Consider the following 22,769-nt stretch of genomic DNA (forward strand, 5'->3'; position numbering starts at 1 on the left):
CTACCCGCCGAGCGCGACGGCGAGTTCGGCCTCGATCAGGTCGGCGGCCCGGTCGGCGCCCCCGGCGGCGCGGGCCTGCCGCTTCAGCTCGGCGCTGCGGGCCACCACGGCCGGGTCCGACGTGAGGGCGAGCAACGTCTCGCGCAGCTCCGCGGCGGTGACGGTGCCCGAGTCGACGACCCGGGCGACGCCGAGCGCGGCCAGCTGCTCGGCGTTCGCGAACTGGTCGGCCGCCTGCGGTACGGCGATCATCGGCGTCCCGCAGTAGAGACCTTCGCTGCTGCCGCCCATGCCGGCGTGGGTGACGAAGGCATCCGCCTGCTCCAGGACGGCCAGCTGCGGCACCCACCGGTGGACCTCGACGCTGTCCGGGACGGGACCGAGTTCGGCCCGGTCGACGTGCTCGCCGATCTGCAGGACGGTGTGCCAGCCGGGCAGGTCGCCGAACGCGGCGACGCAGCGGCGGTAGAACTCGGGCTGCCTGGTGAAGGCGGAGCCGAGCGAGACGAGCAGCACCTTCCCGGCGTGCTCCGGTCGTACCCAGGAACCCTGCTCGGCGCGGTCGCCCAGCACCGGGCCGACGAAGCTGTAGACCGACCGGTCTACGCGGTCGGCGTTCGGCTGGAGCGCCTCCGGCGGCAGGACGAGGCTGCGGGGCGGCCGCCCCTGGAACGCCATGCTGTCGGTGACCGAGGAACCCTCGGCGGTCAGCCATGCGGTGAACCGCCGGTAGTAGTCGGCGCCGCGCGGATCGGCCCGCATCGCCTCCACAGCGGATGCCATCTCCTGCTCGTAGCCGTCCCAGGCCACGAACGTCGAGGACAGTTGAACGGCCGGAATCCCCCACTGCTCGCCGAGCAGCCGGGCCGGCGCGCCGGCGATGTCGTAGAGGAACAGGTCCGGCCGGTCGTCGGCGTAGGCGGCCCGCAGCTGCGGCAGCATGGCGATCGCGTCGTCGAGGAAGAGCGTGAGCTGCGCGATCGGGTCGTCGATGCCGGCGCCGCCGTCGGCGGGCAGCGTCGAGGTGTACGGCTTCAGCTCGGCGCCGGTGGCGCGGACGACCTCGGTGAAGGCGGGGTCGTTGGCGTACGTGACCCGGTGGCCGCGCCGCACCAGGGTACGGATGATCTCCAAGCTCGGGTTGACGTGGCCGTGGAACGGGATGCTGACCATGGCGATGTGCGGCAAGTGTTCTCCTGATCTCTGCTGAGACGAGACGTCCCGTCTCGCTTGCCCAGCAGAGCACGGCACGACCACCTCCGTCAAGACGATACGTCTCGTCTCGCGGTAGGCTGCCGGTGTGACTCCGCAGCCCAGCCGCCGCAATGAGCAGTCCCGTCGCGCGATCCTCGCCGCCGCCCTGGAGCTGCTGACCGAGACCGGCTATTCGGCCCTGACCGTCGAGGCGATCGCCGCCCGCGCCGGGGTCGGCAAGCAGACCATCTACCGCTGGTGGCGCGGCAAGGGCGCGGTCATCCTGGACGCGCTCGCCGACGACATGCCGGAGGTGATCGCGCTGCCCGACACCGGTGACCTGCGGGCTGATCTGCGTGCGGTTCTCCGGGCCACAGTCGCCGAGTTCGCCGATCCCCGGCTGTCCGCCACCACCCGTGCCATCACCATCGAGACGCTCGCCGACGAGGACCTGGCCGCCCAGGCGCGCGACCGGCTGCTCCGTCCTCAGTTGAACGCGGTCCGCGCCCGGCTGGAGGCCGCCCGCGAGGCCGGCCAGGTACGCCCCGACGCTGCCCTGGACCTGGTGGTGGAGCTGCTGTTCGGCCCGCTGTACCACCGCTGGCTGCTGCGCAACGGCCCGCTGACCGACGACTACGCCGATGGGATCGTCGACCTGGTCGTCGCCGCCGTCACCCCGTCAGCGCGCACCAGCGGCTAGCCAGTCGTCTGCGGTCTATCCTGCGGCCAGTTCCTGCGACAGCCGATCGAGCCCAGCCCTTATCAGCTTTCCGTAGCCGTCGTCGCCGAGCGCGCCGATCCCCTCCCGGGCCCGCCGGAGGTGGTCCCGGGCCTGGTCGAACTCACCGAGCTTGCGGTGGCACTCCGCCAGGTTCAGATGCAGCGACGGGTGCAGCCCGGCGACCGACATCGGCACCCCGGCCTGCGCGACCCGCTCGTCGGTGAGCAGGTCGGCCGCCGCGAGCGCCCGCCGGTCCCAGGCCAGTTCCTGGCGTACGTCGTCCTGCACGTCGGCCATCGCGTGGGCGAGGACGCAGACGTGCAGGGGGTCGCCCTGTTCCCCGCCGATCTCGTCCCAGATCCGGGCGAACAGGTCGCGGGCGTCCTCCCGTCGGCCGTGCTGGTGGTGCATCTGTACGCCGTCGTTGATCCGGGTCAGCGTCGCGTCGAACACCATCGCCTGCTCCCTGGGATCGGCTGCGGTGGCGTGATCGTACGCCGACAGCGGCCCTCTGAACTCGCCCGCACATAACTGTCATTATGGTGTAGCGCCGATTCGTCCTATTTGACCGGCCAGGTAGGTCGATTACTGTTACCGGTAATCCGATAATAGTCGCGGCACCGAAAGTGTTCGGCGAGCCGAACACCGTCGGCTCCCGGCCTGCTCGACAATCCACGGGTGACGACGACATCCCCCGCGCGCCAGATGGCCGGCTCACCTCCCGCACTGCACTACTACGTGCTGTACGACGCCGCCGGCGCGCCGGAAGGACTGTTGGCCGAGGAGTTCCTGCTCGCGCCGGACTACTCCTCCGCCGGGCTGGTGAGCGGTGGTTGGATCCGGTCCGAGGGGCGTTGGCACGAGGCGTCGGCCACCAGCCGGCGGCTACGTGCGGACGCCGGGTTACGCGAGCGGGTGACGCCCGTCGACCGCGACGCGGCGGCGGCGCTCTATCGAGATCTCTGCGGCGCGGACCTGCCGGACGAGGACACCCTCAGGGAGTGCTTCGGTGCCCCTGCGGCTCAGCCGCCCTCCCCTTTGTGGCTGGGCGACTCCGGACCCCGGCCGGGGTTCCGTGAGACGCGCGTCTACCGGATCCTGTTCGCCGGCGAACTGAGCCCGGACGATCTCACGGCACTCAGCGAGGCGTGGCAGATGCCGATCACCGACGACCCGGCGGATCCCGGCACGCGTGTCCTGGGATCGGCGCGCCGACAGGTCCGCGGCGACGCCTTCCGCTGGGATCTGCGCCGCGTCGCCGCGGGTGCCGCCTGGGGACTGGACGTGACCTGCGACCTTCTCGGCGACCGCGATGAGGCCGTCGGTGTGCTGCTGCACGGCCTGACGACCCGGATGCGCGAGCAGGGGATGCTTCCCGTCACCGTCGACCGGTTCCGCTGACGCCCTACCTCGCGAACGGCCTGGTCACCTCGAAGGGCTCGGGGAACCGTACGGGGATCCGGGCCTCCGCACTCCTGCGGTCGAGGAACGCCTTCGTCGCGGCGAACCTGTCGAAGACGGGCGGCAGCGGGCGGAGCCTGCGGTCCAGCGACACGAAGAAGTTGTCCCAGTGGATCGGCACGATGAGGCCGGGCCGTGTCGCTTCCACTACGTGCCGCCAGTAGTCGTCCTGGAACCGCCGCGGCTGAACACCCAGAGCGCCTGTCGCGAGGTAGAGGACGTCGACGTCGAGTCCGTCGAACTTGCCGGGTACGAAGTTGGCGCTCGGGTGGATCAGCAGCGAACCGCCGGGATGGGTGACGAAGAAGGAGAAGCATCCACCGTCGCGGTAGCTGCCTGCCCGGACTGGCGGGACGAGTGGTTCGTCGATCGTGCCCGGGAACCTGTTGCCGGGGCTGTGGACGCCGGCGAGTACGCGCACGGTGAACGCGCCGACTGTGTGCTCGTCGCCGTCCGCGATGCGTGTCATCGACTCCTCGGCGAGGCCCGCGCCACGCCCCACGTTCAGGGTCGACTCGGAACCGAAGAGCCTGCCCCCGAGATGCTTGACGACCTCGGGGGCATCCATGACGTGGTCGTAGTGGGAGTGGGCGACGAAGAGCGCGTCGAGACGGGTCACCCCGGCCCGGGCGAGAGCGCCGGTGATCCGCCCGAGGTCGGGAGCGACGCGACCGAACGCGACGCGGAGCAGCGAGGGCCTGCTCAGGAAGCCGTCGATCAGGATGCCGGACGTCCCGTCGGACAGCCAGACGGTCGTGGTGCCGAAGAAGATGGCCTCGACAGACGTCCCGCTGGAGTCCATGCGCAGATGGTAGTGCGCCCGTTCTCGCGCTGGTGGCTGTCCGAACGGCGCCGCGAGGGCCGCAGCCGAAGGCGCCCGTCGATAGGGTGACCCGATGGACGAAGACGCACGACGCCGGCACTCCTCGTCGTTCGGCGCAGCGGCCACCGCGTACGCCGAACACCGCCCGGACTACGCGCGGGCCTCCCTGCGGTGGGCGCTCGAACCCGCACCCGGTGCGCGGGTGCTCGACCTCGGCGCGGGCACCGGCAAGCTCACCGCCACGCTGGCCGAGGTGAGCGACGACGTCACGGCCGTCGAGCCGGACCCGGCGATGCTCGCCGAACTCCGCCGCACCCTGCCTGGGGTACGGGCGCTGTCCGGCAGCGCCGAGGCGATCCCGCTGCCGCACGCCTCCGTCGACGCCGTGGTCGCCGGCAACGCCATGCACTGGTTCGACATGGCAGTGGCCGGGCCGGAGATCGCCCGCGTCCTCTCCCCCGGCGGTGTCCTGGCCGGACTGTGGAACGCCGTGGACGACCGGGTCGACTGGGTGGCCGGGCTCGCGGCGGTCAGCGGAAGCGCCGCCATCGGCCCCCGGGACACGCCCGCGAGCTGGCGCGACGCCACGGCGACCATGCACCTGCCGAAGACCGGCGAGGCCCGGTTCGGCTCGCCCGAGCAGGCGGAGTTCCCGCACGGGCAGCGCCGGACCGCCGACTCGCTCGTGGCGACGCTCGCCACCAGGGCCGGGATGCTGGTCATGCCGGAGCGGGAGCGCACGGAGACGCTCGACCGTATCCGCGCGTACCTGGCGAGCCGGCCGGAGACCGCCGACGGCGAGTTCACGCTGCCGATGCTCACCTGTGTGCTGCGCGTGCGGCGATTGTGAACGGCGCGGACCTCCGCGCCGCCGCCGCGGCGACGACCGCCGTGCTGCGGCCCGCCGCCGACCGGGACTGGACGGTACGCGCGGGAGACCTGGACTGGTCCTGCTGGACCACGGCCGCGCACATCGCGCACGACCTGATCGCGTACGCCGGTCAGGTGTCCGGCCGGCCCGACGGCGGCTACCTCCCGTACGACCTGCGGGTACACGCGGACGCCGCGCCCGCCGAGGTGCTCACCGTCGCGGCGGCCGCGGCCGGGATCCTGGCCGCCACTGTCGACGCCGCGAGCCCGAACGACCGGGCGTGGCACTTCGGCCCCTGCGATCCGGGCGGCTTCGCCGCGATGGGCGTGGCCGAGATCCTGCTGCACACACACGACCTGACCCGAGGGCTCGGCCTGGACTGGTCGCCACCCGCCGAGCTGTGCGCCCGGGTGGTGAGCCGGTTGTTCCCGGATGCGCCCGACGGCAGGCCGGCGCCGGTGCTGCTGTGGCTGACCGGCCGCGCGCCGCTCGGCGACCGGCCACGACGCACCTCGTGGACCTGGCAGGCGGCGCGCCCCTGAACGCTCAGCGGCGCCACCAGCGCCAACGACGGCGCGGGCGGGCCGACGCGGCACGGGGTGGCTCCGACGTCGTGACGACCGGCGCGGCCCGTTCCCGATCGGCACGCCAGCCGCGCACCGCGTCCTCGACGTTCACCGGGCGGACCACCACACGTGGCCCGGTCGGGGTACGCAGCCAGGCCACCACCTCGGTGTTGAGCGCCGCCACGTACGACCGGACGGCTTCCTCGGTGGGCAGGTCACGCAGCTCGACCGGAAGCTGTTCGATGCGGCGGCGCAGCTGCAGCGGCGTGGGCAGCAGCAGGTCGGACGGGATCTGCTCGCGCTCCTTGAAGCTGCGGATCCACCAGCCCTCGTCGTAGGGCGTGTCGCGCCCCGGGATGGGCTTGCCGGCGCCCGGCAGGTTGTCGAACTCGCCGCGTTCCTGGGCCGAGCGGATCTGCGCCTCGACCGCGGCCTCCCAGGCTGTCGTCACCGCCGTCACCTCCCGTACCCACGGTAGCCGCCGCCGTCCGACAAGAGTCAGCGTTGCGCGGGGCCGAGCTGTTCCCGCGCGGACCGCCGCGTAGCGTGCCCCCGGGGTGAGGGGGCGCCGGCGTGCGCGACTGGCTCATCGACCTCGCTGTGGCGACGGCCTGCCTGGTCGGGAGCTGGGCGGTGCTGCTGCGCCTGCTCGGCTCATGAGAGCAGCGGCGGGCCGGACAGTCAGGGCAGGTGGCGGACGTGGCGGTGGCCGTCGCGGGGAAACGGCGCGCGGGCCGGCAGGACCTCGGCGAACGCGTACCCGCTCTTTTCCGCCACGCGGCAGGACGCCGGGTTGTCGACCTGGTGCAGCAGCTCCAGGTGGGTCAGCCCGGTGGCGGCGAACCGGGCGAACGCCCATCCGGTGACCGCCTCCACCGCGCGTGGCGCGACGCCCCGGCCCCGTGCCGGCGCGGCCGTCCAGTAGCCGACCTCGGCGGCCGGGCGGCCCGGGCGGACGTCCTTGAGCACCACGCAGGCCGCCACCTGCTCCTCCTCCAGCACCGCGAACATGAACCGGTGCCCGGCGGCCCAGCCCTGGTGGCTGCGGCGCAGGAACACCCGCGCCTGCGCCGGTCCGGTCACCGGATGTCTGGTCCAGGCGCGCAGCACCGGATCCCGGTACGCCTCGATCAGCGCGTCGGCGTCACCGTCGCGCCACGGGCGCAGCAGCAGACCGGGCGCGGTCGCGGTCGCCGGCGCGGACAGCACGATCGACATGCGACAAGTATCCCCACCGCCCCCGCCCCGCGCTGACCCCCGACTCCGGCGATCATGAAGTTGGCGGCCGTCGGTGACCGATTTGTCGCCGTCAACCTCATGATCGCCGGAGTGGGAGCAGGGGTGAGGGCGCGGCGGGGCGGTGGGTGTCGGCGGGTGGGCGTAGGGTCCGGTTCACGGTCGGCAACGGGGAGGCGACATGGTTACAGTCGGCGCGGTGATGGGGATCGCCCTGGTGGCGCTCGGTCTGGTGCTCACGCCCGGGCCGAACATGGTCTACCTGGTGTCCCGCTCGGTGACCCAGGGGCGGCGGGCCGGACTGGTGTCGCTGCTCGGGGTGGCAGCCGGGTTCCTGGTCTACCTGGCCGCCGCGGTGGCCGGCATCGCCACCGTGTTCGTGCTGGTCCCGCCGCTGTACACGGCGGTGAAGCTGGCCGGCGCGGCGTACCTGCTGTGGCTGGCCTGGCGCACGCTGCGCCCGGGCGGCACGTCGGCGTTCACCCCGACGCCGTTGCCGCCGGACCGGCCCCGGCGCCTGTTCACCATGGGCCTGGTCACCAACCTGCTCAACCCCAAGATCGCCATCCTGTACGTGTCGCTGCTGCCGCAGTTCGTCGACCCGGCGCGCGGGCACGTGGCGGTGCAGAGCCTGCTGCTCGGCCTGACCCAGATCGTCGTGGCGCTCACCGTGAACGCGCTGATCGTGCTGAGCGCCGGTTCGGTGTCGGCGTTCCTCACCCGGCGGCCGGGCTGGGCGCGCCTGCAGCGGTGGGTGATGGGCACGGTGCTTGCCGCGCTCGCGGTGCGGATCGCCGCGGACCGCTCCCGCGCCGCCGTCGCCACCCCCTGACCGGGGTACGCGCACCCAAGCCGTCCGTCACGAACGCATGCCGCCGGGGCGACGTCACGACGGCTCCTCGCGCACGACCGCAACACCACCCGGCGGCACCGTCAACGAGCCGTCGGCCGTCGCGCCGGTCAGCAGGTCGAGCCCGGTGACCGGCACCCGCTGCGGCCGGTCGGTGTGGTTGAGCAGGTAGAGCAGGCCGTCGTGGCGGCGTACCGCCTCGACACCCTCGGGCGCTCCGGGACAGGTCGGGGTCACACCGGCGAGCCCTGCTGCCTCGGTGAGCAACCGCCGATAGGTGTCGTCGTCGGGGCGGGTGGAGACGTACCAGGCGTACGCGTCACCGATCCGGTGCCGGGTGATCGCGGGACGGCCGTCAAGCACTCCCCCGGCGTACGCGCTGATCGTCTCCGCGCCGGCCGGGTGCACCGTCTCGGACCAGATCCGGCCGGTCCCGCCGCCGGTCAGCGGCACGTGTTCGTCGTCGGCGAGCGGGTGGAACTCCTCCACCCGTACGCCGAGCAGGTCCCGGTACGCGCCCGGGTAGCCGCCGAGGCGTACCCGGGCGTGCTCGTCGGCGACACCGCTGAGCCAGGTCACCAGCAGGTGCCCGCCGGTGTCGACGTGCCGGCGTACCCAGTCGACTGTGGCGTCCGAGGCCAGGTAGAGGGCCGGGAGAACGAGCAGCCGGTGATCGTCGAGCGGGGCGCCGGGCGGCACCACGTCGGCGGTGACCCCCGCGTGCCACAGCGCCCGGTGCGCGGCAGCCGCCTCGCCGGGGTGGTCGAGTCCGGCGCGGGGCATTCCCGGGTGCCGCAGCGCCCAGCCGCTCGCCGCGTCGTACGCGATGGCCACGCCCGCCTCGACGCGGCCCGGCGCGGTCCCGGCGAGCCGGCCCAGCGCGGCGCCCAGGTCGGCGGCCTCGCGGAACACGCGGGTGTCCGCCCCGGCGTGCGACACCACCGCGGAGTGGAACCGTTCCGCGCCGCCGGCCGGGGCGCGCCACTGGAAGAACATCACCCCGGCCGAGCCGCGTGCCACGTGGGCGAGGCTGTGCCGGGTCATCCGGCCGGGCTCCTTGGTGTGCATCCGCCCGGCGACGTGGATCTGGTTGGGGGCGCTCTCCATCAGCAGCCACGGCCGCCCGGTGCCGTGGCGGGCCCAGCCGCGGGCCACGTCGGCGGCGAACGCGGTCTGCTCCTGCGCGCCCGCGCCGACCGCGGACGGGTAGTGGTCGATCGCGACCACGTCGACCTCGTGCGCCCAGCGGGCGTGGTCCACCGGCACCCAGTCGCCGAGCACGTAATTGGTGGTGACCGGCACAGAAGGGTTCGCCGCGCGTAGCAGGTCACGCTGCTCGGTGTACGCGGACAGCAGCGTGTCGGACCAGAATCGGCGGAAGTCGAGCAGCTGGCCGGGGTTCGCGAGATATTGCGTGGCGCGGGGCGTGCCGACCTGCGCCCAGTCGGAGTAGTGCTGGCTCCAGAAGCTGGTCACCCAGGCGTCGTTCAGCGCGTCGAGGTCGCCGTACCGGCCGGTGAGCCAGCGGCGGAACGCCGCCTCGGTGTGCGGGCAGTGGCAGGTGGTGCCGTACTCGTTGTGCACGTGCCACAGCGCGAGCGCCGGGTGGTGCGCGTACCGGGCGGCCAGCACCTCGGCGATGCTGCGGGCGGCGTCGCGGTACGCGGGCGCGGCGGCGCAGTAGGTGTCGCGGCTGCCGTGGGTCAGGCGGACGCCGTCGGCGGTGACCGGCAGCGCGTCCGGGTGCCGCAGCGAGAACCACGGCGGCGGCGACGCGGTGGGGGTGGCCAGGGCGGCCCGGATGCCGTTCGCGTGCAGCAGGTCCAGGACGCGGTCGAGCCAGTCGAACGTGTGGCGGCCGGGTTCGGGTTCCAGCCGGGACCAGGCGAACACGCCGACGGTGACCAGGTCGACCCCGGCGGCGCGCATCAGGGCGACGTCCTCGCGCCACACCTCCGGCGGCCACTGTTCCGGGTTCCAGTCGCCGCCGTAGCAGAGCCGCCCGTCGCTCCACGGCACTTTAGTTGTCATCCCGGCCAAAATAGGAACAGGTGAGACGGAAAGTCAATGGCGTCGATCATTGACAGTTAGTTGGGCTTCCAAAGAAACTGGCGGGACCGCCCGTGGACGCCGCGAGGAGACGCCCATGCCGTACCGCCCGCCGCTGGTCCCGTACGAGACCTTCGTGGCCGACCCGCCCGACCTGCCGGTCCGCGCCCCCGGCGAGGAGGGCGCCGACGACGTGCTGCAGGCCGAGGTCGCCGCGACCGACGCGCACGGGGTCACGCTCACCGCGACCTGCGCGTCCGGCCGCACGCTGGTCACGCGCGTCGAGGCCGCCGGGGACGGGATCATCCGGGTACGCCTCGCCGACGACCCCTCGGTACGCAGCCGGTCCGCACCGGCGCTGACACTGGTCCACCCGCAGCCCCACCCGGCCACCGTGACCGTCGCCGACGGGCAGGTCCGGGTGGCGGCCGGTGGCATGGTCGCCGAGCTGAGCCTGGACCCGTGGGGGCTGCGGTTCCACACTCCGGACGGACAGCTGCTGCTGGCCTCCGACGCCGGCACCCGCGACATCAGCGGCCGCCGCCGCACGCTGCCGCTGGGCCGCTCCACTGTCGACGGGGAGCCGGTGGCCTGGCACGAGAGCTTCGTCGCGCCGGGCGACGAGCGGTTCGTCGGCTTCGGCGAGAAGTTCACCCCACTGGACAAGCGCGGCCAGCGGCCGCTGATGTGGAACTTCGACGCCTTCGGCGGCGAGTCCGACCGGTCGCACAAGAACGTGCCGTTCTACCTGTCCGACCGCGGCTACGGCATACTCGTCGACAGCGGGCTGCCGGTGCAGTTCGACATGTGCGCCAGCACGCACAGCAGCGTGCAGATCCTCGTCCCGGACGACCTGCTCGACTACTACGTGCTCGCCGGACCCACCCCGGCGCAGGTGCTCGACCGGCTCGACACGCTGACCGGCCGGCCGTACCTGCCGCCGCGGTGGGCGTTCGGCGCGTGGATCTCCTCCGGCTTCTTCCCGGACAGCCAGCAGCGCGTGCTGGAACGGGCCCGGCGCATCCGCGCGGACGACATCCCCTGCGACGTGCTGCACCTGGACTGCTACTGGCAGGTCGCCGGACACTGGTCGGACCTGCGCTGGGACACCGACGCCTTCCCCGACCCGGACGGCATGCTCAAGGACCTCACCGAGCAGGGCTTCCGGGTGTGCCTGTGGATGAACCCGTACCTGATGACCGGCAGCCCGCTCTACGCCGAGGCCGAGGCCGCCGGCTACTTCCTGCGCCGCCCGGACGGAAGCACGTACGTCGCCGACACGTGGCACGGCAGCTACCCGGTCTGCGCGATCGTGGACCTCACCAACCCGGCCGCGGTGAGCTGGTTCCAGGACCTGCTGCGCCCGCTGCTCGCCCAGGGCGTCGCCGTGTTCAAGACCGACTTCGCCGAGGGCGTGCCCGCCGACGCCGTCGCCCACAACGGCATGACCGGCGTCGAGCTGCACAACGTGTACGCGCTGCTGTTCAACGACGCGGTCGCCGACGTCACCGAGGAGGTGGCCGGGCACCGCACCGTGTGGGCGCGCTCGTCGTACCTGGGCGGCCAGCGGCACAGCGCCCAGTGGAGCGGCGACGTCAACGCCACCTGGCCCGGCATGGCCAGCACGCTGCGCGGCGGTCTGTCCCACGGGCTGTCCGGGGTGCCGTTCTGGAGCCACGACACCGGCGGCTTCCACGGCACCCCCGAACCGGACCTGTACGTGCGCTGGACCCAGTTCGGCGCGCTCTCACCACTGGTACGGCTGCACGGCACCACCAGCCGGCTGCCGTGGGAGTTCCCGCCCGAGGCGCAACGGCACGCGGTGGACGCGCTGCGCCTGCGCTACCGGCTGCTGCCGTACCTCTGGTCGTCGGCAGTGGACAGCGCCCGCACCGGCAGCCCGATGATGCGCGCGCTGCTCGTCGACACCCCGGAGGACCCGGCCGCCTGGACCGCCGACCTCCAGTACCGCCTCGGCCCGGACCTGCTGGTGGCGCCGGTGCTCGACAGGTCCGGCGAGCGCACCGTCTACCTGCCGACCGGCGACGACTGGCTGGACGCGTACACCGGGCAGCGGCACACCGGCGGACGGCACCTGCGGGTGAGCGTGCCGCTGGACCGCCTGCCGCTGTACGTGCGGCACGGCGCCCTGATTCCCACGGTGGCGCCCGCGACGACGGTCGGAACCGGCCCGTTCCGGGACGTCACGGTGGTGGCCTGGGGCGGCGTGGACGGCGTGAGCGTGGTGCGCGACCCCGACGGCGACACCACGGTCACCGCCGTGCGCGACGGCGACACGCTGCGGGTACGCGTCGACGGGCCGCTGGACGTGCGGCAGGTCAGCGTGGTCGGCACGGACCCGCCGCGCCGGGTGGTGCTCGACGGCGAGCCGGTCCCGGTGACGCCGTTCGTGCCGTGGTTCCCCGGCCGGGCCCACCCGGCCGGGATCGCGCCTATTTAGTTTAAGCTTTAGCCGAACCCAGGGCCGGGCGCAGGAGGCGGGCAGTACGTGATCAGCATCGACCGGCCGACGGCCGACCTCGGCGACGTGCGGGTGACGAACCGGGCCGTTGTGCTCCGGCACGTCCGGCGGCACGCCCCCTGCTCCCGGGCCGACGTCGCCGCACGCACCGGACTGAACAAGGCCACCGTCTCCAGCCTGGTCGGCGAGCTGATCGAACACGGGCTGCTGCGCGAGACCGGGCTGACCGAGAACCGGGTGGGCCGCCCCGCCACCATGCTCGTCCTCGACGGCGCCCGCTACGTCGGGCTCGGGCTGCGCGTCGGCGCGGACGAGCTGGTCGCGGTGGCCGCCGGACTGGGCGGCGACCCGGTGCTCACGTGGCGGCGCGCGTTCCCCGCCGCCACCGCCGGCCCCGAGGAGACGGTGAAGGCGCTCGCGGCGCTGACCCGCCGCGCCGTCACCCGCGTCACCGGCGCCGAGCGCACCGTGCTCGGCCTCACCGTGGCCGTGCCCGGGCTGGTCGACGCCGACGGCGACGTGCCGGCCGCACCGGCGCTCGGCTGGCGCGGCGTACCGCTCGCCGCCGCGTTGCGCCGCGCGCTGCGTGATCCGGGTTTCCCCGTCACCGTCGACAGCGAGGCCAACCTCGCCGTCCTGGCCGAGCAGCGGCACGGCCCGTACGCCGGCACGGCCGACCTGGTGCACCTCACCGGCGGCCCGGTGATCGGCGCGGGCCTGATCAGCGGCGGGCGGCTGCTGCGCGGCGGCAGGGGCTTCGCCGGCGACATCGGGCACCTGCCACTGGCCGCCGACGGCCCGCCCTGCGCGTGCGGGCGGCGCGGCTGCCTGACCGCGCTGCTCGGCGTGGACGCGGTGATCGGCCGGCTGCTGCCGGACGCCGGCCCGGTCACCGATCACCTGCCGGAGATCGAACGGATCCAGGCGCTCGCCCGCGCCGGGGACGAGCCGGTACGCACCGGGCTCACCGAGATCGGCCGGCTGCTCGGCCAGGCGGTGTCGGTGCTGGCCGGGCTGCTCGACCCGGACGTGGTGGTGGTCGGCGGGCACCTGGCGGCGCTCTCGCCGTGGCTGCTGCCGGCCGCCCACGCCGAACTCGCCGCCCGTACACCGGTCCCGCCCGGCGTGCGGCTGGAGGCCAGCACGCTCGGGTCCGCGGCCGGCGCGCTGGGCGGGGCCACCGCGGCGCTGGCCACAGTGGAGGCGGGACGCCTGCCCGCCGGGTGACCCCTTGACCGCACCGGCCGGAAGGTGTCAACCTCGGTAGCGCCGCGTTCCGGGACCGGGCAACCTGCGAAAGCGGCGTGTTTTTCGGCGGTTGTCGAAGCGCTTCACCACCGCTCCGGGCCGACCCTGCCGATACCGACCACCACCCTTTTTCGCGTACGCGCCGCCCCGTCACCGGCACGGTCGTCGAAGCGCTTCGACGGCTGGGCGACGGCCCGTACGCCGACCGGAGGCGCCCACCATGACCGACCCCGTCCCCCACCGTCTCGACGACCTGCTGGCCCGGCTCACGCTGCCGGAGAAGCTCGGCCTGCTGCACCAGTGGCAGGCGCCGGTGCCCCGGCTCGGCCTGCGCGCGTTCCGCACCGGCACCGAGGCGCTGCACGGCGTCGCGTGGCTCGGCACCGCCACCGTCTTCCCGCAGGCGATCGGCCTGGCCGCGAGCTGGAACCCGGACCTGATCCGGGCGGTCGGGGCCGCCGTCGGCGACGAGGTACGGGTCAAGCACCGCGCCGACCCGGTCCGGGTCGGCCTCAAGGTGTGGGCGCCGGTGGTCAACCCGCTGCGCGACCCCCGCTGGGGACGCAACGAGGAGGGCTGGTCCGAGGACCCGTGGCTGACCGGCAAGCTGGCCACCGCGTACGCGCTGGGGCTGCGCGGCGACCACCCGATCCGGCTGCGCACCGCGCCGACGCTCAAGCACTTCCTCGGCTACAACAACGAGACCGACCGGGCCACCACGTCCAGCGACCTGCCACCCCGGGTGCTGCACGAATACGAGCTACCGGCGTTCCGCGCCCCGCTCGCCGCTGGCGCGGCGGTCGCGGTGATGGCGTCGTACAACCTGGTCGACGGCGTACCGGCGCACCTGAGCCCGCTCATCGAGGGCGAGCTGCGCGGCTACGCCGACGACGACATCATGGTGGTCGGCGACGCCGGGGCGGTCGGCAACATCGCCGGCGTGCAGGAGTACCTGCCCGACCACGTCGCCGGGTTCGCCGCCGCGCTGCGCGCCGGGATCGACAGCTTCACCGAGGACGACGAGGACAGCGCCCCCACGGTGGAACGCCTCACCGAGGCGCTGGCCCGCGGCCTCATCGAGCCCTCCCACGTGGACCGGGCGGTACGGCGGATCCTGTCCGTCCGGTCGCGCCTGGGCGACCTGGACCCGGACCCCCACGACGACGTGCCGCCCCACACGCTCGACAGCCTCGCCCACCGGGAACTCGCCCGCGAGGCCGCCCGCCAGTCGGTCGTGCTGCTGCGCAACGACGGCCTGCTGCCGCTGCGCCCCGGCACCCGCGTCGCGGTGCTCGGACCGCTCGCCGACACCGTGCTCACCGACTGGTACAGCGGCACCCCGCCGTACACGATCAGCGCGTACGCGGGGCTGCTCGGACGGCTGCCGGAGGTGACCACCCACCCCGGCACGGACCGGGTCACGCTGCACGTCGGCGACCGGGCGGTACGCCTCGACGGCGACGGCCCGCTGGCGCTCGGCGACACCGCGGCCGAGTTCGAGGTGGTCGACTGGGGACGGGACGTGGTGGCGCTACGCGCCGTGGACACCGGCCGGTACGTCGGCGCCGACGACGCCGGGGCCCTGGTGGCCGACCGCGACGGACCGGGCGGCTGGGTGGTACGCGAGACGTTCCGCCTGGACCACCGGCCCGACGGCACGGCGCTGCTGCGTCACCTCGCCACCGGACGGCACGTCGGCGTCGCACCTGACGGGCGGCTGAGCGTGGCCACCGGCGACCCGGCCGCGTTCACCGTGACGCTGCGCGCCGACGGGGCCGCCGACGCCGCCGCGCTCGCCGCCGCCGCCGACGTGGCGGTGGTGGTGCTCGGCAACCACCCGATGGTCAACGGCCGGGAGACCGAGGACCGGGCCGACCTGACGCTGCCCACCGGCCAGGAGGAGCTGCTGCGCGCGGTGCACGCCGCGAACCCGCGTACCGTGCTGGCGCTGACCAGCAGCTACCCGTACGCGGTGGGCTGGGCGCAGGCGCACCTGCCGGCGGTGCTGTGGAGCGCCCACGGTGGACAGGAGCACGGCAACGGGCTCGCCGACGTGCTGCTCGGCGCCGCCGACCCGGGCGGGCGGCTCACCCAGACCTGGTACGCCGACACGGCCGAACTGCCCGACCTGCTCGACTACGACATCATCGGCGCGGACAGCACCTACCTCTACCACCGGGGTGAGCCGCTGTACCCGTTCGGGCACGGGCTCAGCTACGCCGAGTTCGACTACGCTGACCTACGGTTGAGCACCGCCACGGCACGTGCCGGCGAGGAGGTGGAGGTGAGCGTCGAGGTCACCAACACGGGCCGCCGCCCGGGCACCGAAGTGGTGCAGCTCTACACCCGGCAGCGGCGTTCCCGGGTCAAGCAGCCGCTGCGGCAGCTGCGCGACTTCGCCCGCGTCACGCTCGATCCGGGCTGTGCGGCCCGGGTGACGATACGCCTGCGTACCGCCGATCTGGCCTGGTGGGACGAGACCCGCGCGGCGATGGTGGTGGAGGACGCCGTCCACTCGGTGCTGGTGGGCCGGTCCGCTCGCGACATCCGGCTCGTCGGCGCGCTCGCCGTGACCGGAGACGCCACGACGGTCGCCCCGGCCGACCGCAGCTGTGGAGCCGCCCGGTGAGCGGGCGCGTCCCCGGCGAGCAGGTCACCATCGCCGACGTGGCCCGGCACGCCGGAGTGGCCGCCAGCACCGTCTCGTACGTGCTCAGCGGCAAACGCACCATCTCGGCCACCACCCGGGGACGGGTCCTCGACAGCGTCCGCGCGCTGGGCTACCACCCGCACGCCGGGGCGCGCGCCCTGGCCAGTCGCCGCGCCAACGTGATCGCGCTGGTGCTGCCGCTGCGTACCGGCATGCAGGTGCCGGTGGTGATGCGCTTCGCCACCGCAGTGGTCACCACCGCCCGCCGCTACGACCACGACGTGCTGCTGGTCACCGCCGACGAGGGCCCGGCCGGGCTGCACCGCATCGCCGGCAGCGCGCTCGTCGACGGCGTGCTGCTGATGGACGTCGAGCTGGAGGACTCCCGGGTGCCGCTGCTGCGGGAACTGGCGCTGCCGGGTGTCCTGATCGGGCACCCCGCCGACAGCACCGGGCTGGCCTGCGTGGACCTGGACTTCCGGCGCGCCGGTGAGCTGTGCGTGGAACACCTGGCCGCCGCCGGGCACCGGCGGATCGCGCTGCTCGGCGCGCCCGCCGCGGTCTACGACCGGGGCACCGGGTTCGCCCACCGCACCCGCGCCGGGGTACGCGCCGCCGCCGGGCGGCTCGGCGTCGACGCGGTGACCCGGCCCTGCGAGGAGGGACCGGCTGCGGTACGCCGCGACCTGGAGGCGCTGCTCGCCGACCACCCGGACGTCACCGGCCTGGTGGTGCAGAACGAGTCGGCGGTCGGGCCGGTGCTGGCCACGCTGCCGCTGCTCGGCCGCCGGGTGCCGCGCGACGTGTCGGTGGTCGCGATCTGCCCGGACGAGCTGGCCGAGCAGTCCGGGCTCACCTGCGTACCGGTGCCCGCCGAGGAGGTGGGCCGGCAGGCGGTGGCGTTGCTGATGCGGCGGCTGAGCGGCGAGGGAGTGCCGGAGGTGACGTTGCTGGAACCGCACCTCACCGTGCGGGACACCAGCGCCCGCCGGTGACCGTGCACCGCGTCCACGACACCGCGCCGGCCGCCGACTGGACTGACGCGTTCCTCACCGGCAACGGCGAGCTGGGACTCATGGTCCACGGGCAGCCGTACGCGGAGCGGATCGTGGTGAACCACCACCGGCTCGTCCTGCCGAACGGCACCCGGGACGCCCGCGCGCCCGAGCTGGCCGGCCGGATGCCGCACATCCGCGCGCTGGTGCTCGCCGGGCGCCGTGCCGAGGCCGCCCGGCTGCTGACCGGCGGCCGGGAGCTGGAGTGGACCCAGTCGTTCCACCCCGGGTACGCGCTCACCGTCGACGCGCCGCCGGGACCGGTACGCGGCTACCGGCGCGACACCGACTTCACCACCGGGGAGGTGACAGTCGAGTGGTCGGGCGGGCGGCGGCGCTGCTTCGCCTCCCGCGCCGACGGCGTGGCGGTGCTCCACCTCGACCAGGGCGACTGCGTGGTCGGTGCGACCGGTGAGCTGCCCGGCCGGCCCGCCGACGTGGTGTACGAGCAGGCCGCGTACCGCCGCGAGGGGCTGGTGTTCCTGCGGGTACGCGCCCGCTACCCGCACGCCGGCGGCGCGTACGGGTTCGAGGGGTTGACGCTGCTGCGCGGCGACGTGAGCGTCGACGGCGACCGGGTGCGGGTACGCGGACCGGCCCTGCTCACCATGCTCGTCGACCGGCCCGACGCGCCGCCGTGGCGTACCCGGGACTCGGAGGGGCGGCTCGCCGCGCTGGCCGGGGACTACGACGCGCTGCTGGCCCGGCACGCGCCGCGCCATCGCGGGCCGTACACCCGGGTCGGCCTGGACCTCGGCGTGCCCGCCGCCGACCGGGCGCTGCCGGTGGGTGAGCTGCTGGCCCGGCAGGCCGCCGCGCCGCACCGGCTGGACCCGGCGCTGCTGGAGCGGCTGTTCCACTCCGGCCGGTACCTGCTGTTCAGCGCCAGCGGGGTGCTGCCGCCCCGGCTGACCGGGCTGTGGCTGGGCTCCTGGGACGCGGCGTGGGCCGGTGACTTCACCACCGACGCGAATCTGAACCTCCAGCTCGCCGGGGCGAACGTGGGCGCGCTGCCGGAGGTGACAGCGGCGCACGCCCGGCTGGTCGCCGCGCAGGTGGCCGACTGGCGCGCCAACGCCCGAGCCGTGTACGGCGCGCGCGGGCTGCTCGCGCCCAGCCGCACCGACGGCGAGCACGGGCACCTGTTCCACGTCCACCCCGACTGGCCGTTCACCGCGTGGCTCGCCGGCGCGGACTGGCTGCTGCACCCGCTGCACGAGCATCATCTGGTCACCGGTGAGCCGCTGGGCGAGGTGGCCGGCTGGCTGGCCGAGGTGGCGGACTTCTTCGCCGACGTGCTGACCGATGTGGACGGGCAGCCGGCGCTGGTGCCGTCGTACTCGCCGGAGACCGGCCCGTACGACGACACCGGCCGGACCGCGCCGGTCGCGATCAACGCCACCATGGACGTCGCCGCGGCCCGGCACGCGCTGCGGCTGGCCGCCGAGGTGACCGGCGAGGACCGGTGGGCCGGGGTACGGCCGCCCGGCTACCTGGTGGACGGGCGCGGCGCGCTCGCCGAGTGGGCGTGGACCGGCAGCACCGGCGACGAGAACCACAGGCACGTCAGCCACCTGTATCCGGTGTGGCCGCTCGACGAGATCAACCCGGACGACACCCCGGAACTGGCCGCCGCCGCGCACCGGGCGCTGACGCTGCGCGGCGACGAGGACGGTTCCGCGCACGGCAGCCTGCACCGTGCGCTGGCGGCGGCGCGGCTGCGCGACGGCGACCTGGTCGCGGCGAACCTGGGCAAGATCCTCGGCACGGACATGTTCTTCCGGTCGCTGATGAGCGCGCACAACCCGGGCCGGACCACGTACAACGCCGACGCCGCGCACACGCTGCCGGCGGTGCTGATCGAGTCGCTGGTGCAGTCCCGCCCCGGGGTGCTGCGGCTGCTGCCCGCGCCGCTACCCGATCTGCCCGCCGGGACGCTGCGCGGCGTCACCTGCCGGGGCCGGGTCACCGTCGAGGAGCTGACCTGGGCGCCGGGCCGAGTCCGGGCCCGGCTGGTGTCGCCGGTGGCGCAGCGCGTGGTGGTGCACGCACCCGGGGACCGCCGTGCGGTGGATCTGGCGCCGGACCAGCCGTGCGAGGTGGTGTTCGGCTAGAGGTTGTCGGGCTGGCGCAGCGCCGGGTGGCTCTCGCCCGGCGCGGCGTACCAGGGTGGGGCGTCGTCGGTGAGCGCGGTGCCGATCCGCAGCCGCGCCCAGTCGTCCAGTTCGGGTAGCGCGTCCGGGGCGAACCAGGCCACCGCCAGCGACTCGTCGCCGTCGGCCGTCGGCGCGCCGCCGATCGCCCGGCAGCGGAACCAGACGTTCAGGTATTCGCAGGCGTCCCCGTTGGGGTAGACCACCGGGTGGGTGGCGACACCGGCGAGCCGGTCGATAGCCACCTTGACGCCGGTTTCCTCGTGGACCTCGCGCACCAGCGCGTCGGCTGGTTGCTCGCCCGGGTCGACGGTGCCGGCCGGGATCGACCAGCGGCCGTTGTCGCCCCGGCGGGCCAGCAGCACCCGTCCCGCGTCGTCGGTGACCACGCCGCTGACGCCGTACAGCATGAGCAGGTCGTGGCCGATGTGGCGGCGCAGCCGGGCGATGTAGGGCGAGACGGCCATGCGCGCACGCTACCCGCCGGCCTGCCGGTGCCGCCGGACCATGCCCTCGGCCAGCGCCGCACCGTCCAGGTCACCGGCGGCCAGCCTTCCGGCGACGGTACGGCGCACGATCCGGTCCGCGAGGGCCGGGGCGTGCCGGGCCAGCGCCAGTTCGATCCGGCCGCGCCGGGTGGTGGCCACGTCCCGTGGTGCGCGCCGGGCGGTCGCGGCGCGCAGGATCGCCGCCACCACTCCCTCCACGGGTTCCGGGCGGGACACTCCGCTCAGCGACAGCCCGGCCGCCACAGTGCTGTCGTGGATCGGGGAGGCGACCATGCTCGGGTAGACCACGGTGACGCCGACGTGGGTGCCTACTTCGTGGCGCAGCGCGTCGGCGTACGCGACGAGCGCCCGCTTGCTGACCCCGTACGCGGCTGCGAGGGGCAGCGGCAGCACGGCCATCCGGCTGGCCACGAAGATCACCCGGCCGCGTGCGGCCTCCAGGGCGGACATCGCGGCGGCGGTGGTACGCCAGGCGGCGAGCAGGTTCACCTCGATCTGGCGGCGTACCACCTCGTCCGGCGGCAGCTCGGCGGGCGCGGGCCCGCCCACCCCGGCGTTGTTGATGAGCAGGTCGAGTCCGCCGAGCCGGTCGATCGCGGCGGCCACGGCCGGTGGCGTCGCGGCCGGGTCGGTCAGGTCGACGCCGAGCACCGCAGGGGTGGCGTCGGGGTCGGCGTGCAGGTCCAGCCCGACCACGTGCGCGCCGGCGGCGGTGAGCGCCGCGCCCAGGTGCTGCCCGAACGTGCCGCGCGCGCCGGTGACCAGCACGCGTCGTCCGGCCAGGGCGCTGCGGCCCGGCGTGCCGGATCCGGCGGCCGAGCCTCGGCCTGCCGCGCCGGATCCGGTCCGCTGCGCGTCCTCGGCCGGGGGCCGTCCCGGGGCGTTCATCGTGCCGCTCCGGCGCGGCGCCGGCCGGCGGCCAGTTCGCGGCCCAGTTCGGCCAGGTAGACGTCGAAGTCGACGCGCATGTGCGGGCGGCGTTGCCCCCACCGGGCGGTGGCGGCGCGCAGCTCGTCGCGGCAGGCGGCGGCCTGCCGGGCCGCGTCCGGGGGCGTCCAGGTGCCGGCCAGGCGCGCGGCTACCAGCCGGGCCTGCGCCTCGACCAGGGGGAACGCGGCGCCGGTGGACTGCATCAGCCCGACGAACGCCAGCCCGGGGGCGTCCAGGTGGAAGACGTGCCGGTACAGCGGAAGCCGGTCGGGGCCGTCGCCGAGCAGCGCCGGGTCGAGGAACGGCATCTCGACGCGGTAGCCGGTGCACCAGACGACCAGGTCGATCTCGTCGTGGCGGCCGTCGGTGAACTCGACCCGGTTGCCGTCGAAGCGGGCGATACCGGGCCGGGCCTGGATGTCGCCGTGGGTGAGGCGGGACAGCAGCGCGTCGGACAGCGTCGGGTGGTCCTGGAGGAAGCCGTGCGCCGGTGCGGGCAGCCCGTACCGGGTGGGCGGGCCGACCGCAGTGGTGATCATGGTCTGGCTGATGCGCTGCCGCAGCCGCCACGGCAGCCGGCGGGCCAGCGCGCCGTTGAGCGTGTCCGACGGGCGGCCGAGCAGGTACTTCGGCACCACCCAGACGCCGCGGCGCAGCGACAGCAGCGTGCGCGCGGCGGCGTACGAGGCGTCGACGGCGATGTCCATGGCGGAGTTGCCGCCACCGACCACCAGGACCCGTCGGCCGGCGAGCTGTTCCGGCCCTCGGTAGTCGTGGCTGTGCATCTGCTCGGCGGCGCACTCGCCGGGGTACGGCTCGGGCCGCTTCGGCACCCGGTTGTGCCCGTTGGCGACCACCACCGCCTCGACGTCGACAGCGACCGGGCCGTCCGGGCCGGTGGCCCGCACCCGCCAGCCGTCGCCGCTGCGGGTGACCCGCTCGACGGTGTGGCGCAGCCGTACCGCCTCGCGCAGCCCGAACCGGTCGGCGTAGTCGGCGAGGTAGCCGGCGACGCGGGTGTGGTCGGGGTAGTCGGGCCAGTCGGCGGGCATCGGGTGGTCGGCGAACTCGGTGCGCCCCTTGCTGGTGTTCAGGTGCAGCGTCCGGTACGCGGGCGAGCCGGGTGCGCCGTACACCCAGAGGCCGCCGAGCGTGTCGGCCGCCTCGAACGCGACGGCCGGGATGCCGGCGTCGGCGAGCGCCTTGAGCGTGGCCAGCCCGGCGGCTCCGGCGCCGACGACAGCGACCCTCGGTGTGGCCATACCCGCCTCCTTAATCCAACGACCGATGGATAATCCCCGGAGTGCGGGCCGGCGTCAAGGCCGGGCGCCGCCGTACAGCGCGTCGAGGAAGCGGTGCACGAACGCCCGGAACTCCCGCCGCTCGCGCGCGCCCGAGCCGGTCCCGGCGGCCAGGGCCACCACGTGCCCGTGCACCGTCCAGACCAGGGAACGCACCGTCACGTGCGGCGTCGGCTCGGTCAGCGCGCCCGCCTCGGCCGCCGCGACGAGCAGCTCCTCGACCAGCCCGTACAGCGGCGCGGCGTAGCGGCGGTCCAGCTCGCCGTGCCGCTGCGGCTCCAGCCAGCGGCGCAGCCACAACGCGGTGGTCTCCGGCCGGTCCTCCAGGAAGTCGACGAACACGTCCAGCAGGTCGTGCAGCGCGCGCAGCGCGTCGTGCGGCCCGGCGGACAGGGCCGCCCGGGCGCGCTCCCCGGCTGCCTCGATGACCTCCCGCTCGGCGCTGAACACCCGGGCGAAGCAGGCGTCGTAGAGCTGCGCCTTGGTGCCGGTGTGGTGCACCACGGTGGCGGCGTCCACCCCGGCCGCGGCGGCGACGTCGCGGACGCTGACCGCGTCGAAGCCCCGCTCGGCGAACAACGCGGTGGCGGCGGCGAGCACCAGGTCACGGGTCGGGCGCTGGTCGTCGCGGCGGGGCCGACCGGGCCGGCGGCGAGGCATGGTCATCCGG

At 74.5% G+C, this 22,769-nt stretch carries 20 protein-coding genes; 10 read left to right on the plus strand and 10 right to left on the minus strand.

The window, feature by feature from the left end; genetic code table 11:
- Complete coding sequence (locus KBX43_RS03170; protein ID WP_374225977.1) at positions 1 to 1,173, minus strand: macrolide family glycosyltransferase; 1,173 nt, start codon at positions 1,171 to 1,173, stop codon at positions 1 to 3.
- Between the two features lie 127 nt (positions 1,174 to 1,300).
- Between KBX43_RS03170 and KBX43_RS03175 the strand changes: the two genes are divergently transcribed.
- Entirely contained in the window at positions 1,301 to 1,894 is a 594-nt protein-coding gene (locus tag KBX43_RS03175; protein WP_210882906.1) for a TetR/AcrR family transcriptional regulator, read from the plus strand.
- Positions 1,895 to 1,909: 15 nt separating this feature from the next.
- Here the strand turns inward: KBX43_RS03175 and KBX43_RS03180 are convergent, their stop codons facing one another.
- Positions 1,910 to 2,371 carry a tetratricopeptide repeat protein gene (locus KBX43_RS03180; RefSeq protein ID WP_043324070.1) on the minus strand — a complete coding sequence of 154 codons (462 nt, stop codon included), beginning with the start codon at positions 2,369 to 2,371 and terminating at the stop codon, positions 1,910 to 1,912.
- Positions 2,372 to 2,653: 282 nt separating this feature from the next.
- Between KBX43_RS03180 and KBX43_RS03185 the strand changes: the two genes are divergently transcribed.
- Positions 2,654 to 3,316 carry a hypothetical protein gene (locus KBX43_RS03185; RefSeq protein ID WP_307851458.1) on the plus strand — a complete coding sequence of 221 codons (663 nt, stop codon included), beginning with the start codon at positions 2,654 to 2,656 and terminating at the stop codon, positions 3,314 to 3,316.
- A gap of 4 nt (positions 3,317 to 3,320) precedes the next feature.
- Here KBX43_RS03185 and KBX43_RS03190 read toward each other — a convergent pair whose 3' ends face one another.
- The gene (locus KBX43_RS03190; protein WP_210882913.1) at positions 3,321 to 4,178 is read right to left on the minus strand and encodes an MBL fold metallo-hydrolase; all 858 of its coding nucleotides are present in this window, start codon (positions 4,176 to 4,178) and stop codon (positions 3,321 to 3,323) included.
- 94 nt (positions 4,179 to 4,272) lie between these two features.
- Between KBX43_RS03190 and KBX43_RS03195 the strand changes: the two genes are divergently transcribed.
- Both KBX43_RS03195 and KBX43_RS03200 read left to right on the plus strand, forming a co-directional pair.
- Complete coding sequence (locus KBX43_RS03195; RefSeq protein ID WP_210882915.1) at positions 4,273 to 5,049, plus strand: class I SAM-dependent methyltransferase; 777 nt, start codon at positions 4,273 to 4,275, stop codon at positions 5,047 to 5,049.
- A complete protein-coding gene (locus tag KBX43_RS03200) occupies positions 5,046 to 5,612 on the plus strand; it encodes a DinB family protein (RefSeq protein WP_210882917.1) in 567 nt (188 codons plus the stop codon). Before KBX43_RS03195 ends, KBX43_RS03200 begins: the two co-directional genes overlap by 4 nt.
- Positions 5,613 to 5,616: 4 nt before the next feature.
- Here the strand turns inward: KBX43_RS03200 and KBX43_RS03205 are convergent, their stop codons facing one another.
- Positions 5,617 to 6,087: a DUF1992 domain-containing protein gene (locus KBX43_RS03205; RefSeq protein WP_210882926.1), complete on the minus strand. Its 471-nt coding sequence runs from the start codon at positions 6,085 to 6,087 to the stop codon at positions 5,617 to 5,619.
- Between the two features lie 230 nt (positions 6,088 to 6,317).
- The gene (locus tag KBX43_RS03210; protein WP_209961894.1) at positions 6,318 to 6,854 is read right to left on the minus strand and encodes a GNAT family N-acetyltransferase; all 537 of its coding nucleotides are present in this window, start codon (positions 6,852 to 6,854) and stop codon (positions 6,318 to 6,320) included.
- Between the two features lie 199 nt (positions 6,855 to 7,053).
- Here KBX43_RS03210 and KBX43_RS03215 point away from each other — a divergent pair, with 199 nt between their 5' ends.
- A complete protein-coding gene (locus tag KBX43_RS03215; protein ID WP_043324080.1) occupies positions 7,054 to 7,704 on the plus strand; it encodes a LysE family translocator in 651 nt (216 codons plus the stop codon).
- Between the two features lie 54 nt (positions 7,705 to 7,758).
- On the opposite strand, the gene KBX43_RS03220 is transcribed toward KBX43_RS03215, so the two are convergent.
- Positions 7,759 to 9,753 carry a beta-galactosidase gene (locus tag KBX43_RS03220; RefSeq protein ID WP_210882928.1) on the minus strand — a complete coding sequence of 665 codons (1,995 nt, stop codon included), beginning with the start codon at positions 9,751 to 9,753 and terminating at the stop codon, positions 7,759 to 7,761.
- Between the two features lie 115 nt (positions 9,754 to 9,868).
- Here KBX43_RS03220 and KBX43_RS03225 point away from each other — a divergent pair, with 115 nt between their 5' ends.
- The 5 genes from KBX43_RS03225 (at position 9,869) to KBX43_RS03245 (ending at position 19,320) form a co-directional block, all read left to right on the plus strand.
- Positions 9,869 to 12,232 carry a TIM-barrel domain-containing protein gene (locus KBX43_RS03225; protein WP_210882930.1) on the plus strand — a complete coding sequence of 788 codons (2,364 nt, stop codon included), beginning with the start codon at positions 9,869 to 9,871 and terminating at the stop codon, positions 12,230 to 12,232.
- A 48-nt stretch (positions 12,233 to 12,280) separates the two neighbouring features.
- Positions 12,281 to 13,480, plus strand: coding sequence for an ROK family transcriptional regulator (locus tag KBX43_RS03230; RefSeq protein WP_210882933.1), 1,200 nt, complete (start codon positions 12,281 to 12,283; stop codon positions 13,478 to 13,480).
- Between the two features lie 241 nt (positions 13,481 to 13,721).
- Positions 13,722 to 16,130: a beta-glucosidase gene (locus KBX43_RS03235; RefSeq protein ID WP_210882935.1), complete on the plus strand. Its 2,409-nt coding sequence runs from the start codon at positions 13,722 to 13,724 to the stop codon at positions 16,128 to 16,130.
- Positions 16,127 to 17,146 carry a LacI family DNA-binding transcriptional regulator gene (locus tag KBX43_RS03240; protein ID WP_113974081.1) on the plus strand — a complete coding sequence of 340 codons (1,020 nt, stop codon included), beginning with the start codon at positions 16,127 to 16,129 and terminating at the stop codon, positions 17,144 to 17,146. Before KBX43_RS03235 ends, KBX43_RS03240 begins: the two co-directional genes overlap by 4 nt.
- Entirely contained in the window at positions 17,143 to 19,320 is a 2,178-nt protein-coding gene (locus KBX43_RS03245; protein WP_210882936.1) for a glycoside hydrolase N-terminal domain-containing protein, read from the plus strand. The genes KBX43_RS03240 and KBX43_RS03245 overlap by 4 nt, the downstream gene beginning before the upstream one ends.
- Here the strand turns inward: KBX43_RS03245 and KBX43_RS03250 are convergent.
- Genes KBX43_RS03250 through KBX43_RS03265 form a run of 4 tightly spaced genes read right to left on the minus strand, consistent with a single transcriptional unit; the run spans position 19,317 to position 22,765 of the window.
- Positions 19,317 to 19,826 carry an NUDIX domain-containing protein gene (locus KBX43_RS03250; protein WP_210882945.1) on the minus strand — a complete coding sequence of 170 codons (510 nt, stop codon included), beginning with the start codon at positions 19,824 to 19,826 and terminating at the stop codon, positions 19,317 to 19,319. The genes KBX43_RS03245 and KBX43_RS03250 overlap by 4 nt on opposite strands.
- Before the next feature lie 9 nt (positions 19,827 to 19,835).
- Positions 19,836 to 20,756, minus strand: a complete 921-nt coding sequence (locus KBX43_RS03255) for an SDR family oxidoreductase (protein WP_247677084.1) — start codon at positions 20,754 to 20,756, stop codon at positions 19,836 to 19,838.
- Complete coding sequence (locus tag KBX43_RS03260; protein ID WP_210882947.1) at positions 20,753 to 22,060, minus strand: NAD(P)/FAD-dependent oxidoreductase; 1,308 nt, start codon at positions 22,058 to 22,060, stop codon at positions 20,753 to 20,755. Before KBX43_RS03260 ends, KBX43_RS03255 begins: the two co-directional genes overlap by 4 nt.
- A 54-nt stretch (positions 22,061 to 22,114) precedes the next feature.
- Positions 22,115 to 22,765, minus strand: a complete 651-nt coding sequence (locus KBX43_RS03265; RefSeq protein ID WP_227457361.1) for a TetR/AcrR family transcriptional regulator — start codon at positions 22,763 to 22,765, stop codon at positions 22,115 to 22,117.
- Between the last annotated feature and the right edge of the window lie 4 nt (positions 22,766 to 22,769).

This window comes from Micromonospora sp. C41, from assembly GCF_018070485.1.
Lineage (GTDB): Bacteria > Actinomycetota > Actinomycetes > Mycobacteriales > Micromonosporaceae > Micromonospora > Micromonospora chalcea.

What these genes read in the sequence shown, in the direction of transcription:
- KBX43_RS03170 (WP_374225977.1), bottom strand. Translation starts at nt 1,173, where the DNA reads ATGGTCAGCATCCCGTTCCACGGCCACGTCAACCCGAGCTTGGAGATC.
- KBX43_RS03180 (WP_043324070.1), bottom strand. Translation starts at nt 2,371, where the DNA reads ATGGTGTTCGACGCGACGCTGACCCGGATCAACGACGGCGTACAGATG.
- KBX43_RS03190 (WP_210882913.1), bottom strand. Translation starts at nt 4,178, where the DNA reads ATGGACTCCAGCGGGACGTCTGTCGAGGCCATCTTCTTCGGCACCACG.
- KBX43_RS03195 (WP_210882915.1), top strand. Translation starts at nt 4,273, where the DNA reads ATGGACGAAGACGCACGACGCCGGCACTCCTCGTCGTTCGGCGCAGCG.
- KBX43_RS03210 (WP_209961894.1), bottom strand. Translation starts at nt 6,854, where the DNA reads ATGTCGATCGTGCTGTCCGCGCCGGCGACCGCGACCGCGCCCGGTCTG.
- KBX43_RS03215 (WP_043324080.1), top strand. Translation starts at nt 7,054, where the DNA reads ATGGTTACAGTCGGCGCGGTGATGGGGATCGCCCTGGTGGCGCTCGGT.
- KBX43_RS03220 (WP_210882928.1), bottom strand. Translation starts at nt 9,753, where the DNA reads ATGACAACTAAAGTGCCGTGGAGCGACGGGCGGCTCTGCTACGGCGGC.
- KBX43_RS03225 (WP_210882930.1), top strand. Translation starts at nt 9,869, where the DNA reads ATGCCGTACCGCCCGCCGCTGGTCCCGTACGAGACCTTCGTGGCCGAC.
- KBX43_RS03235 (WP_210882935.1), top strand. Translation starts at nt 13,722, where the DNA reads ATGACCGACCCCGTCCCCCACCGTCTCGACGACCTGCTGGCCCGGCTC.
- KBX43_RS03250 (WP_210882945.1), bottom strand. Translation starts at nt 19,826, where the DNA reads ATGGCCGTCTCGCCCTACATCGCCCGGCTGCGCCGCCACATCGGCCAC.
- KBX43_RS03255 (WP_247677084.1), bottom strand. Translation starts at nt 20,756, where the DNA reads ATGAACGCCCCGGGACGGCCCCCGGCCGAGGACGCGCAGCGGACCGGA.
- KBX43_RS03260 (WP_210882947.1), bottom strand. Translation starts at nt 22,060, where the DNA reads ATGGCCACACCGAGGGTCGCTGTCGTCGGCGCCGGAGCCGCCGGGCTG.
- KBX43_RS03265 (WP_227457361.1), bottom strand. Translation starts at nt 22,765, where the DNA reads ATGACCATGCCTCGCCGCCGGCCCGGTCGGCCCCGCCGCGACGACCAG.